We start from the raw sequence: 13,587 nt of genomic DNA on the forward strand, positions 1-13,587 counted from the left end.
CCTCAGGCGGCGTTCTTGAGTTTCGGGTCCAGCGCATCGCGCAGACCGTCGCCCATCAAGTTGATTGCCAGCACGCTGAGCAAAATGGTCAAACCCGGCAGGCTCACCACCCACCAGGCGCGTTCGATGTAGTCACGGGCCGAAGCCAGCATGGTGCCCCACTCAGGGGTTGGCGGTTGTACGCCAAGGCCAAGGAAGCCCAGGGCCGCAGCATCGAGGATCGCCGAGGAGAAACTCAGGGTGGCCTGGACGATCAGCGGTGCCATGCAGTTAGGCAGCACGGTGATGAACATCAGGCGTGGCAGACCGGCGCCGGCGAGGCGGGCGGCAGTCACATAGTCACGGTTCAGCTCACCCATCACCGCAGCGCGGGTCAGGCGGACATAGGACGGCAGCGACACGATGGCGATCGCGATCACGGTGTTGATCAGGCCAGGGCCAAGGATCGCGACAATGGCCACCGCCAGCAGCAGCGAGGGCAGGGCCAGCATGATGTCCATCAGGCGCATGATGGTCGGGCCGAGCAAGCGCGGGAAGAACCCGGCGAACAGGCCCAACAGGATGCCCGGGATCAGCGACATCACCACCGACGACAAACCGATCAGCAACGACAGGCGCGAGCCTTGGATAAGACGCGAGAGCAAGTCACGGCCAAGTTCGTCGGTGCCGAGCAGGAACTGGATCTGCCCGCCTTCCAGCCACGACGGCGGGGTCAGCAGGAAGTCGCGGTATTGCTCGCTCGGGTTATGCGGGGCAACCCACGGGGCGAAGATCGCGCAGAACACGATCAGCACCATGAACAGCAGGCCGGCAACCGCGCCTTTGTTCTTGGAGAAGGCTTGCCAGAATTCTTTGTACGGGGACGGGTACAGCAGGCTTTGATCGACTGCTGACACTTGAGTAGGTGTGGTCATGGTCATGATCTCAGCGCTGGTGACGGATGCGTGGGTTGGCGAAGCCGTAGAGGATATCCACCACGAAGTTCACCAGGATCACCAGGCAGGCGATCAGCAGGATGCCGTTCTGCACCACCGGGTAGTCCCGCGCGCCAATGGCTTCGATCAGCCATTTGCCGATGCCGGGCCACGAGAAGATGGTTTCGGTCAATACCGCACCGGCCAGCAGGGTGCCGACTTGCAGGCCAACCACGGTCAATACCGGGATCAGCGCGTTACGCAGGCCGTGCACGAATACCACGCGTGCCGGCGACAGGCCTTTGGCCTTGGCGGTACGGATGTAGTCTTCGCGCAGCACTTCGAGCATCGACGAACGGGTCATCCGTGCGATCACCGCCAACGGGATGGTACCGAGCACGATGGCCGGCAGGATCAGGTGGTGCAGCGCATCCCAAAACGCGTCCGGCTCGTCAGCCAGCAGGGTATCGATCAGCATGAAGCCGGTGCGCGGCTCGATGTCGTAGAGCAGGTCGATACGCCCGGAAACCGGGGTCCAGCCCAGGCTTACCGAGAAGAACATGATCAGGATCAGGCCCCACCAGAAGATCGGCATCGAATAGCCCGCGAGGGAGATGCCCATCACCCCATGGTCGAACAGGGATCCTCGCTTCAAGGCCGCGATCACCCCGGCCAACAGGCCCAGGATACCGGCGAACAACAGGGCGGCCATGGACAGTTCCAGGGTCGCCGGGAAGAGGGCGGTGAATTCAGTCCACACGCTGGTGCGGGTGCGCAACGATTCGCCAAGGTCGCCCTGGGCGAGCTTGCCGACGTAATCCAGGTATTGCGCATACAACGGCTTGTTAAGGCCAAGGCGTTCCATTGCCTGTGCGTGCATCTCGGGGTCGACGCGCCGCTCGCCCATCATGACTTCGACGGGGTCGCCAGGGATCATGCGAATCAACGCAAACGTGAGCAACGTTATGCCGAAAAACGTGGGGATCAATAACCCCAGTCGGCGGGCAATAAAACTAAACATCTTGTGGTGTACCTCAATCAGCCGGTTAGGCAGGTCCGGCACCACCCTGGTGGGCGGTGCCGAGCGTTTCTCTTATTACTTCACCTGGGTAGTGGCGAAGTTATTGTTCGTCAGAGGGCTTTGGGTATAACCCTCCACGTTCTTGCGCATGGCGGTGAACATTTTCGGGTAAGCCATGGGAATCCATGGTTGGTCCTTGTCGAAAACGTCCATTGCTTGTTCATAGAGTGCAGCGCGTTGTGCGGGTTCAGCGACAGCGCGCGCCTTGTCGATCAAGTCTTGAAACTCTTTGTTACACCAGCGCGCGTAGTTTTCGCCGTTTTTCGCTGCATCGCAACTCAGGTTTGGCGTAAGGAAGTTATCCGGGTCACCGTTATCCCCCGCCCAACCGGCAGAAACCATGTCGTGCTCGCCGGCTTTGGCGCGCTTGAGCATTTCGCCCCATTCCATGACCTTGATATTCACCTTCAGGCCAATCTGCGCCAGATCCGCCTGCATGCGCTGTGCGCCGAGCATAGGGTTAGGGTTGGTCGGGCCGCCGCCGTTACGGGTGAACAGGGTGAACTCGGTGCCTTCCGGTACGCCGGCTTCCTTGAGCAGGGCGCGGGCCTTGTCGAGGTCGCGAGGTGGGTTTTTCAACTTGTCGTTGAATCCCAGCAGCGTGGGTGGAAACGGGCCGGTGGCATCGACAGCGTTGCCTTTGCCGTACAGCGATTCGTTGTAGCCTTTTTTGTCGAACGCGATGTTGATCGCATGACGCACCCGCGCGTCGCTCATGTACTTGTGGGTGGTGTTCAGTGCGGTGTAGGCGGTGGTCATCGCCGCCAGTTCATCGACCTTCAGGTTCGGGTCTTTCTTGATGCTGGGCAGGTCATCGGGCTTGGGATATAGCGCGACCTGGCATTCGTTGGCTTTGAGCTTCTGCAGGCGCACGTTGTTGTCGACGGCGATGGCCAGGATCAACGGATCGGCCGGCGGCTTGCCACGGAAGTACTCCGGGTTGGCCTTGAAGCGTACCTGGGCATCTTTCTGGTAGCGGATGAAGATGAACGGGCCGGTACCGATCGGCTTGCTGTTGAGCTCATCGGTCTTACCGGCGGCGAGTAGTTTGTCGGCGTATTCAGCGGAGTGGATGGCGGTAAACGGCATCGCGACATCGGCCAGGAACGGTGCCTCAGGGCGCGTCAGGGTGAAGACCACCGTGTGGTCATCAGTCTTCTCGACACTTTTGAGCAGTTCCTTGAAGCCCATGCTTTCAAAATAGGGGAAACCCGTGGCGGATTTGTTATGCCAAGGGTGTTTCGGGTCCAACTGGCGCTGGAAGCTCCAGAGCACGTCATCGGCATTCAAGTTGCGCGTGGGTTTGAAGTAGTCGGTCGTGTGGAACTTGACGTCATCGCGCAGGTGGAACGTATAGGTCAGGCCGTCGTCACTGATTTCCCAGGTCTTGGCGAGCGCGGGAACGATTTCAGTGGTGCCGGGCTTGAAGTCCACCAGGCGGTTGAACATGGTTTCAGCAGCGGCGTCAGCGGTCACGGCCGTGGTGTACAGGACCGGGTCGAAACCTTCCGGGCTGGCTTCGGTGCAGACCACCAGCGGTTTGGCCGAAACGCCGATCGCCACGCTCAACAGCGCGGCAGCCATAGCGGCTTGTAGCGGGAGCATTTTCATTCAGAGCCCTCTGCAATCGATGGGACCAGACAAGCGTAGACGGCGGGCTCGTCCTGAGCCCGCCGTCTACCTGGCGCTAATTAAAGAATGTTGAATGGGATGGTGGTGACCAGGCGGAACTCTTTGATGTTGCCGTCAGCTTGTTCGGAGCTGGCACGGTGAGTCACGTAGGTTGCACGAATGGTAGTGGCCTTGAGTGGGCCGCTCTGGATCGCGTAGGACGAGCCAACACCGTATTCCTGGTGCTTCTCGCCGTCCATCAGGCGCAGGTCGCTGCGCGACGCGCCGGCTTCGCCGTAGGCGGTGCCTTTGTAGTGAGTACCGTCGATGCCCCAACCGCGAGCCGAGTAGACGTTGAACTTCAGGCCTGGCACGCCGTATTCGGCCATGTTGATGCCGTAGGCGATCTGGAAGGACTTCTCGTTCGGGCTGTTGAAGTCCGAAGTCAGGGAGTTGGCCAGGTAGATGCCGTTGGTTTCGTGCAGGTAGTCGAAGTACTCGTCACCGTTCACTTCCTGGTACGAGAAAGTCAGGCTGTGGGCTTGGTGAGTCAGGCCCAGGGACAACGAGTAGGTGTCGTTGTCGATGTTGCCCATCTTCTTGCTGCCGGTGTCAGTGGTTTTGTAGTAGTTCAGGCCGGTGGTCAGTGCCAGGGTCTGTGCATCACCCAGTTCATGGGTAGCGCCGAAGTAGTACTGGTTCCAGAAGTCTTCGACGTTAGCGGCGAACACGCTGGTTTTCAGGCTCTTGAACGGCTGGTAGTTGAAGCCCAGGGTTTTGACCTTGTCGGTTTCCTGGCCATTGCCGTATTCGGAACGGAATTTCGACAGGCTCTGCTCGGTACGCGGCGAAACGCGGTCGAAGATGCCGCCCTGGAACGACAGGTTGCTGAACTCTTCGCTGTTGAAGCTCACACCTTCGAAGCTCGAAGGCAGGGCGCGGTTGCCGATGGTGTCGACGATTCCGCTGCTGAAGTTCTGGCGACCGGCGGTCAAGGTGGTGTTCGATACGCGGAACTTGACGTTAGCCAGGCCCAGCTTGCTCCACTGGCCTACTGCGTCACCGAAGGAGTGAGCCAGGGTACGGTTGGAGCCGCCAGCGATGTCTTTTTGGTCCCGGTCAAGCGCGATGTAGTTGTAAGCGGCAACTTCGGTACTCACGCCAACTGTGCCTTGGGTGAAGCCCGAGGTGTAGTTGAGGATGGTGCCTTGGGCCCAGTTGTAGCGGCGAGAAACCCGGGTAGTTACATCATTGGCTTTATCGGCTTCAGTTTTGTAGTAGCCAAACTTCTGACCACGAAACTTCATCTCGTTGGAGTACCAGTTACGCGTGGTACCGCCCAGGCTTTGACCGTCGATAAAGCCTTTGGCCTCGCTTTGCGCGCTGGTGCCGGCCAGGGTGGTCGGAACGAAGTCCTGGCTGGTGGTTTCAGCGTAGGCGGTAGCCGTGATGGTGCTGATGGCCAGGGCCAGAAGCGCTTTGCTGCTCAGTTTCATGAATGAAGCTCCTTTGGTTCTCTTTTTAATGCCGGTCTTTTTTGGTGATCCGGCTATTGGGTGTGTAACTCGTTCAAGCTCATGCAAACGTTTGGCGTAGGAAAAATCCCAACAAAAGGCCGCGCGTTTGCAGCAAGGCGGAGGCCGCCTTGCGCAATCCGGTTATTTTCTTATGGGGTGATACTGACGCCCGAGAACACGTTGCGGCCGAAGGGGCTGACCTTGAAACCTTCGACTTTGGCGCTTAACGGCTGGTTGACCGTCGAGTGGGCGACTGGCGTGATCGGCACCTGCTGCTTGAGCAGTTGCTGCGCCTGTTTGTAGAGAACAGTCCTTTGTTCGCGGTCGGTCACGACCTTGGCTTGCTTGATCAGCTTGTCGTACGCCGGGTCACACCACATGGAGTAGTTGTTCCCGCCGATGGCGTCGCAGCTGTAGAGGGTGCCCAGCCAGTTGTCCGGGTCACCGTTGTCGCCGGTCCAGCCGATCAGGCTCACATCGTGCTCACCGTTCTTGGTGCGCTTGATGTATTCGCCCCACTCGTAGCTGACGATCTTGACCTTGAGGCCGATCTTGGCCCAGTCGCTTTGCAGCATCTCGGCCATCAGCTTGGCATTGGGGTTGTACGGGCGTTGTACCGGCATCGCCCATAGGGTGATTTCGGTGCCTTCCTTCACGCCGGCGGCCTTGAGCAGTTCCTTGGCCTTTTCCGGGTTGTAGGCGGCGTCCTGGATACTGTCGTCGTAGGACCACTGCGTCGGCGGCATGGCGTTGACCGCCAGTTGCCCTGCGCCCTGGTACACGGCGTTCAGAATGCTCTGCTTGTTCACCGCCATGTCCAGCGCCTGGCGCACTTCGAGCTGGTCGAACGGCTTGTGGCGCACGTTGTAGGCGATATAGCCGAGGTTGAAACCCGGCTTGGTCAGCAGTTGCAGGTTTGGGTCGGCCTTGAGGGCGTCGACGTCAGCCGGGCGCGGATGCAGCGTCACCTGGCATTCGCCCGCCTTGAGCTTTTGCACCCGCACCGACGCGTCGGTGTTGATGGCGAAGATCAACTGGTCCAGCTTGACCTTGCTCGGGTCCCAGTACTGTTTGTTGGCCACGTACCGGATCTGCGAATCTTTCTGGTACCGCTGGAACACGAAAGGGCCGGTGCCGATGGGCTTCTGGTTGATGTCGCTGGGCTTGCCGGTCTTGAGCAGTTGCTCGGCATATTCGGCCGAGAGGATCGCGGCGAAGCTCATGGCGATGTTCTGGATAAACGCGGCGTCGACCGTGTTGAGGGTCATCACCACGGTGTGCGGGTCGGTTTTCTCGACCTTGGCAATGTTCTTGTTCAGGCTCATCCCGTTGAAGTACGGAAACTCGGTGGGGTAGGCCTTGCGAAACGGATGGTCGGCGTCAAGCATGCGGTTGAAGGTGAACAGCACGTCGTCGGCGTTGAAGTCCCGCGTCGGTTTGAATTCCTTGTTGCTGTGGAATTTCACCCCTTCGCGCAGGTGAAAGGTGTAGGTCAGGCCATCTGGCGAAATATCCCACTTGGTTGCCAGCGCAGGTACGACACCGGTCTCGCCCTTTTCAAACTCAACCAGGCGGTTGTACAGCGGTTCGGCCGCATCGTTATCGGTGGCGGTGGTGTATTGCGCAGTGTCAAAGCCTGCCGGACTGCCTTCCGAGCAGAACACCAGGCTCTTTTTGTCGGCGGCATAGCCCATCGTGGCCGCAGCCAACAGGCTGGTGCCAAAAATTGCGGATAGAACGGTGGTATGGCGCATGACGATCCCGATCCTTGTTTGTAATTGTCATCAGCGAGCAACCCCCCTGGCGTACGGCCAGGGGAACATCACTGATCCCACACGCAGCAAGTGCCTTTCCGTGTTAGCAGCCTCTGCTGTCCTACGACGTTATGGGTCTCGGACTTCGCAGTAAATGCGCCAAATCGGATTGACCTTGTAGGCAACGGCGTCGCGCTTCGCAGTTCATTGCTGTAGGACGCAACGATTGCGAGCACGGCCTGTTGCCTACAGGCCAGGCGGATGCAATAACGGCGACGTTATGAAACGTCGCCGTCAAGGCTTCTTACTTGCCGCTTACGCTCACGCCGTAGAAGGAGTTCAAGCCAAACGGGCTGATCTTGAAGTCCTGCACGGAGTTGCGCATGGGTTGATACACCGTCGAGTGCGCGATAGGTGTCATCGGGACTGCATCTTTGAGGATATGTTGCGCCTGCTTATACAGCTCGGTGCGTTTGGCGACATCCGATGTGGCCTTGGCTTCTTTCACGATGCCGTCGAATTTCTTGTCGCACCATTTGGAGAAGTTGTTACCGGACAGCGAGTCGCAGCCGAACAGCACGTTCAGCCAGTTGTCCGGGTCACCATTGTCACCGCTCCAGCCAATGATCATGGCCTGGTTCTCGCCACCTTTGGAGCGCTTGATGTACTCGCCCCACTCGTAGCTGGTGATTTTCACGTTCAGACCGATCTTCTTCCAGTCGTTTTGCAGCATTTCAGCCATCAGCTTGGCGTTCGGGTTGTACGGACGCTGAACCGGCATGGCCCACAGAACGATTTCGGTCCCTTCCTTGACGCCGGCTTCCTTGAGCAGTGCCTTGGCTTTCTCAGGATCGTACTTGGCGTCCTTGATGGTGGTGTCATACGACCATTGGGTCGGCGGCATGGCGTTGACGGCCAGTTGACCGGCGCCCTGGTACACGGAGTCGATGATCTGTTGCTTGTTCACCGACATGTCCAGCGCCTGGCGCACGCGCAGGTCAGCCAGCGGGTTGGGCTGGTCGCTGCCCTTGATCTTGTCCATGACGTTGTAGGCGATGTAGCCCAGGTTGAAACCGGCCTGGTTCGGCAGTTTCAGGTCCTTGTCGGCTTCCAGCGCCTTGAGGTCGGCCGGACGCGGGAACAGGGTGATCTGGCATTCGTTTTTCTTCAGCTTCTGGATACGCACCGACGGGTCGGTGGTGATGGCGAAGATCAGGTTATCGATCTTGACGTCTTCAGGTTTCCAGTAGTCCTTGTTGCCGGTGTAACGGATGTTCGAGTCTTTCTGGTAGCTCTTGAACACGAACGGGCCAGTACCGACCGGTTTCTGGTTGATGTCCGAGGCCTTGCCTTCTTTCAACAGTTGGGCGGCGTATTCAGCCGACTGGATCGACGCGAAGCTCATTGCCAGGTTCTGGATAAAGGCGGCGTCCACAGTGCCAAGGGTGAACTTGACCGTGTGCTCATCGACTTTCTCGATGTTCTTGATGTTGGTGTCCATCCCCATGTCCGTGAAGTACGGGAACTCGGTGGGGTAGGCTTTGCGGAACGGATCGTCCTTGTTGATCATGCGGTTGAACGTGAACAGCACGTCATCGGCATTGAAGGTACGGGTCGGCTTGAAGTACGCGGTGGTGTGGAACTTGACGCCATCACGCAGGTGGAAGGTGTAGGTCAAGCCATCCGGGGACACGTCCCAGCTGGTGGCCAGCCCAGGAATCACAGCGGTGCCGCCGCGTTCGAACTGGGTCAGGCGGTTGAACATGGTTTCGGCCGAGGCATCGAAGTCTGTTCCGGTGGTGTACTGGCCTGGGTCGAAACCGGCCGGGCTCCCTTCGGAGCAGAACACCAGGTTAGTTGCCGCAAGGGCTACGGGGGCGGCGGCCATAAGGCCAGCGCTCACTAATAACGGAAGGACTGCGTGTTTAAGCATGTTGGCCTCATGATTTGTTGTCATTTTTGGTGGTGAGGGCGACCTCGTGAGTCGGCCTGCGGATACTTATGCAGGCGCCATACCCATTGCAAGATGCTGAACCGTTGCAAGGGTGAAACAGTGGTACGAACGTACAGGAATGTCGCAATTATGAAAGTTTGTACATATTTGCGCATATTTTGAGGGTTTTTTCGGTGCGTGAGCTGCACCAAAAAAGACCAACCGAGGCGTCTGGCGCACTCGGTTGGCGCACGGCTGTTACTTATCTAGACTCACGCCATAGAACGGCGTCAGCCCGAAAGGGCTGATCTTGAAGTCCTGGACTTCCTTGCGCAGCGGTTGGAAAACCGTCGAGTTCGCAATAGGCGTTATAGGTACTTGTTCCTTAAGGATTTTTTGTGCCTGTTGATACCACTTGATGCGCTGCTCGCGGTCGTTGCTGACTTTGGCTTGCTGCACCAGTTTGTCGTAGGCCGGGTTACACCATTTGGCGTAGTTGCTGCCCTTGACCGCGGCACAACTGTAGAGCACGCCGAGCCAGTTATCCGGGTCGCCGTTGTCGCCAGTCCAGCCATAAATCATCGCGTCATGCTCGCCGTTTTTGGCGCGCTTGATGTATTCGCCCCACTCATAGCTGACGATGTTGGCCTTGATGCCGATCTTTGCCCAATCCTGCTGGATCATTTGTGCCGACATCCGCGCGTTCGGGTTGGAAGCACGCTGTACGGTCATCGCCCACAAGTTGATGGTGGTACCTGGTGCAACCCCTGCTTCTTTTAGTAGCGCCTTGGCCTTTGCCGGGTCGTGGGGCGCGTCCTTGATACTGGGGTCATAAGACCACTGCGCAGGCGGCAGCGCGTTCTGCGCCAATTGCCCGGCGCTCTGGTACACCGCCTTGATGATCGCCGGCTTATCGATGGCCATGTCCAGCGCCTGGCGCACCTTGAGCTGGTCCAGCGGCGGGTGGGTCACGTTGTAGGCCAGGAAGCCCAGGTTGAACCCGGCTTGCTGCAGCACGCGCAAGTTCGGGTCTTGTTTCATCACTTCAATGTCGGCAGGGCGCGGGTAACCGCTGACCTGGCATTCGCCGGCCTTGAGCTTCTGCAGGCGCGACGCGGCATCCGGGGTGATGGCGAACACCAAGTTGTCGAGCTTCACATCCTCGGGTTTCCAATATTGCTTGTTGGCCACGTAGCGGATCTGCGAGTCCTTCTGGTAACGCTTGAACACAAACGGGCCGGTGCCCACCGGTTTTTGATTGATGTCGGAAGCGTTGCCTTGCTTGAGCAGTTGGGCGGCGTATTCGGCGGACTGCACCGAGGCAAAGCTCATGGCCAGGTTCTGCACGAACGAAGCGTCGACGTTGTTCAGGTTGAAACGCACGGTGTGTTCGTCGAGTTTTTCGACGTTTTTGATCGTGGTGTTCAACCCCATGTCGGTGAAGTACGGCGACTCGGACGGGTAGGCCTTGCGGAACGGGCTATCGGCATCCAGCAGGCGGTTGAAGGTAAACAGCACATCATCCGCGTTGAAGTCGCGGGTAGGGGTGAAGAAATCAGTGGTGTGGAACTTGACGCCATCCCGCAGGTGGAAGGTGTAGGTCAGGCCGTCTTTGGAGATATCCCAACTGGTCGCCAGGCCAGGTTCGACTTCGGTGCCGCCGCGCTTGAACTGGGTCAGGCGGTTGAACACGGTTTCGGCGGAAGCGTCAAAGTCGGTGCCGCTGGTGTACTGGCTGGGGTCGAAACCGGCGGGGCTGGCTTCGGAGCAGTAGACCAGGGTGCTGGCCGCTTGGGCCAGTGGCATAAAGGCCAGCAGGCCTGCGGCGAGGATGAGCGGTTTTAAGGCAATTCTTTCCATGGAGACCCCTGAAATGGCAGGCATATATAAGCTGCCCAAACGAAAACGGCGCTACCGAGGGTAACGCCGTTCAGGCCAATCAGGTAGGGGTCACTGCATCTGCACTTCGATCACGCCATCGGCGCTCATGCTTACCTGGCTGGTGCCGGCCTCGACTTCAGGCGTCGGTGCCGAATCCGCCATGGCTGCTTTCATCATCATGCCGCCACGGGCGTAAGGCATCGGGTAGCCGTTGGTGTTGAAGTTCAGGTTCACGATCTTGTAACCCTTGCCGCCCAACGCATCGGTGGCCAGTTGCGCGCGTGCTTTAAACGCGGCGACTGCGTCCTTGAGCAGTGCATCTTCGCTGGACTTGCGCGTGGCGTCGGCGATGGCGAAGTCCATGTTTTCCATTTTCAGGCTATTCAACAGTTCGCCGGTGAGTTTGGACAGCGCCGGGAAGTCTGCGCTTTCCAGGCGCAGTTCGGCGCGTTCACGCCAGCCGGTGATCTTCTGGTTCTTGTTGTCGTAGATCGGATAGCTGTTACGGCTGCCCTGGCGCAGTGTCACGCCTTTGACTTCGCGGGCCTCACCGAGGGCCTTGTTCAGGGTATTGGTGATTTCGGCGGCAAGCTTGGCCGGGTCGCTGTTCTGCGATTCGGTGTAGAGGGTCACGATCATCTTGTCGCGGGCCACCTCCTGGCTGACCTCGGCGCGCAGGGAAATCTGGTTGTAATGCAGCTCATCGGCGGCCAGGGCTGGAAGGCTGGCCAGGGCGCCGACGCTGAGCGTGATGACGGCTGCACTGCGAGTGAAACGAGACATGGAAGCTCCTTGGGATGTGCGTGTTGGGTATGACTGTAGACGGTGGCAGTGGGTTCTTCGGGTTTACACATTACCTACACATGTGGCGATGCCGACGAACGGTCATTTGCCCGGGCTGCGGCAAAGAGCCACACGCGCCGTGCCAGGCGGTCTGCTTCGTTTATACTCCTGCCGATCCGCCTGCAGCGCTCATCGGGAGAGCTCATGCTCGCCGCCGTAAAACTGACTTCCGCCACCCGCCAGAACCTCTGGCGCCTGACGTTCATCCGTACCCTGGTACTGGCCGCACAGGCCGGCTCCGTCGGGCTCGCCTATTGGTTCGACCTGTTGCCGCTGCCGTGGCTGCAATTGGGCGTGACCCTGGGTTTCTCCATCGTGCTCTGTGTGTTTACCGCCATCCGGTTGCGCACCACGTGGCCGGTGACCGAGCTGGAATACGCCCTGCAATTGGCGTGCGACCTGTTTATCCACAGTGTGTTGTTGTATTTCTCCGGTGGTTCCACCAATCCGTTTGTTTCTTATTACCTGGTGCCACTGACCATCGCCGCCGTGACCCTGCCGTGGCGCTATTCGGTGGTGCTGTCGGGCATCGCGTTGACGCTGTACACCTTGCTGTTGGCGCGCTTCTATCCGCTGCAAACGTTCCCGATCGCGCGGGAAAACCTGCAGATCTACGGGATGTGGCTGAGCTTTGCGCTGTCCGCTGCGGTCATTACGTTCTTCGCTGCCCGCATGGCCGAAGAACTGCGCCGCCAGGAAGAACTGCGCGCGATTCGCCGTGAAGAAGGCTTGCGCGACCAGCAGTTGTTGGCCGTTGCCACCCAGGCCGCCGGCGCCGCCCATGAGCTGGGCACACCCTTGGCCACCATGAGCGTGCTGCTCAACGAAATGACCCAGGACCATCACGACCCGGCGTTGCAAGAAGATCTCGGCGTGCTGCGTGAGCAGGTCAAGCAGTGCAAGCAGACCCTTCAGCAGTTGGTGCGCGCCGCCGAAGCCAATCGCCGCCTGGCGGTGGAGATGCAGGACGTGACCCAGTGGCTCGATGAAGCCCTGAACCGCTGGCACCTGATGCGCCCCGAAGCCAGTTACCGTTTTCATCTATTAGGGCAAGGCACCGTGCCGCGCATGGCGCCGCCGCCGGACTTGACCCAGGCCCTGCTCAACTTGTTGAACAATGCCGCCGACGCCTGCCCCGAAGGCCTGGGCGTTCAACTGGACTGGGACCTGGAAAACGTCACCATCAGTATTCGTGACCACGGCGCGGGCGTGCCGCTGGCCATTGCCGAACAGATCGGCAAACCGTTCTTTACCACCAAGGGCAAAGGCTTCGGCCTCGGTCTTTTTTTGAGCAAGGCCAGCGTGACCCGCGCCGGTGGCTCAGTAAAACTCTATAGTCATGAGGAAGGCGGCACGCTCACCGAGCTGCGCCTGCCCCGTGTCGCACGAGGAGATATCGATGAGTGACGAGATCCAAGTCGAAGGCGAAGAACTGCCGCACCTGTTGCTGGTAGATGACGACGCCACCTTTACCCGCGTGATGGCGCGCGCCATGAGCCGTCGCGGTTTTCGCGTGAGCACCGCAGGCTCCGCCGAAGAAGGGCTGACCATCGCCCAGGCCGATCTGCCGGACTACGCCGCGCTCGACCTGAAAATGGACGGCGACTCCGGCCTGGTGCTGCTGCCCAAGCTGCTGGAGCTCGACCCGGAAATGCGCGTGGTGATCCTCACCGGTTACTCCAGCATTGCCACCGCTGTCGAAGCGATCAAGCGCGGCGCCTGCAACTACCTGTGCAAGCCGGCAGATGCCGACGACGTGCTGGCCGCGTTGCTGTCCGAACATGCCGACCTTGACACCCTGGTGCCGGAAAACCCGATGTCGGTGGACCGCCTGCAGTGGGAGCACATCCAGCGCGTGCTGACCGAGCACGAAGGCAATATCTCCGCCACTGCGCGGGCCTTGGGTATGCACCGTCGCACCCTGCAACGCAAGCTGCAGAAACGTCCGGTACGACGCTGAACCTAAGCTGAACAACCTGCTTCAGGCCGCGCGAAACGCTGAACCGATCACCTATGATCGGTTCAAACGCCTGCCTTCTTCCCTACGAGCCTG

General features: G+C 59.3%; 10 protein-coding genes. 2 read left to right on the forward strand and 8 right to left on the reverse strand.

Going from position 1 to position 13,587, the window contains the following annotated elements:
- Positions 1–2: 2 nt before the first annotated feature.
- The 8 genes from QCBJ_RS21455 to QCBJ_RS21490 all read right to left on the reverse strand — a co-directional run bounded on the left by QCBJ_RS21455 (position 3) and on the right by QCBJ_RS21490 (position 11,474).
- Positions 3–914 (reverse strand): ABC transporter permease subunit, encoded by a 912-nt coding sequence (locus QCBJ_RS21455; protein WP_043204774.1) that lies wholly within the window; start codon positions 912–914, stop codon positions 3–5.
- Between the two features lie 10 nt (positions 915–924).
- Positions 925–1,935: an ABC transporter permease subunit gene (locus QCBJ_RS21460; protein WP_003171721.1), complete on the reverse strand. Its 1,011-nt coding sequence runs from the start codon at positions 1,933–1,935 to the stop codon at positions 925–927.
- A gap of 75 nt (positions 1,936–2,010) precedes the next feature.
- Positions 2,011–3,606, reverse strand: coding sequence for an ABC transporter substrate-binding protein (locus QCBJ_RS21465; RefSeq protein ID WP_102061578.1), 1,596 nt, complete (start codon positions 3,604–3,606; stop codon positions 2,011–2,013).
- 80 nt (positions 3,607–3,686) lie between these two features.
- Positions 3,687–5,102 carry an OprD family outer membrane porin gene (locus tag QCBJ_RS21470; RefSeq protein WP_102061579.1) on the reverse strand — a complete coding sequence of 472 codons (1,416 nt, stop codon included), beginning with the start codon at positions 5,100–5,102 and terminating at the stop codon, positions 3,687–3,689.
- Between the two features lie 170 nt (positions 5,103–5,272).
- Positions 5,273–6,877 (reverse strand): ABC transporter substrate-binding protein, encoded by a 1,605-nt coding sequence (locus QCBJ_RS21475; protein ID WP_012722191.1) that lies wholly within the window; start codon positions 6,875–6,877, stop codon positions 5,273–5,275.
- Positions 6,878–7,181: 304 nt separating this feature from the next.
- Positions 7,182–8,810: an ABC transporter substrate-binding protein gene (locus QCBJ_RS21480; protein ID WP_102061580.1), complete on the reverse strand. Its 1,629-nt coding sequence runs from the start codon at positions 8,808–8,810 to the stop codon at positions 7,182–7,184.
- A gap of 258 nt (positions 8,811–9,068) precedes the next feature.
- The gene (locus QCBJ_RS21485; protein ID WP_093542203.1) at positions 9,069–10,670 is read right to left on the reverse strand and encodes an ABC transporter substrate-binding protein; all 1,602 of its coding nucleotides are present in this window, start codon (positions 10,668–10,670) and stop codon (positions 9,069–9,071) included.
- Between the two features lie 90 nt (positions 10,671–10,760).
- Entirely contained in the window at positions 10,761–11,474 is a 714-nt protein-coding gene (locus tag QCBJ_RS21490; protein ID WP_046034315.1) for an SIMPL domain-containing protein, read from the reverse strand.
- Positions 11,475–11,678: 204 nt separating this feature from the next.
- Here QCBJ_RS21490 and QCBJ_RS21495 point away from each other — a divergent pair, with 204 nt between their 5' ends.
- A complete protein-coding gene (locus tag QCBJ_RS21495) occupies positions 11,679–12,941 on the forward strand; it encodes an ATP-binding protein (protein WP_012722195.1) in 1,263 nt (420 codons plus the stop codon).
- Positions 12,934–13,494: a response regulator transcription factor gene (locus tag QCBJ_RS21500; RefSeq protein ID WP_003171731.1), complete on the forward strand. Its 561-nt coding sequence runs from the start codon at positions 12,934–12,936 to the stop codon at positions 13,492–13,494. Before QCBJ_RS21495 ends, QCBJ_RS21500 begins: the two co-directional genes overlap by 8 nt.
- Positions 13,495–13,587 lie beyond the last annotated feature (93 nt).

It is taken from the genome of Pseudomonas sp. QC2, assembly GCF_002859085.1.
Taxonomy (GTDB): Bacteria; Pseudomonadota; Gammaproteobacteria; order Pseudomonadales; family Pseudomonadaceae; genus Aquipseudomonas; species Aquipseudomonas petroselini.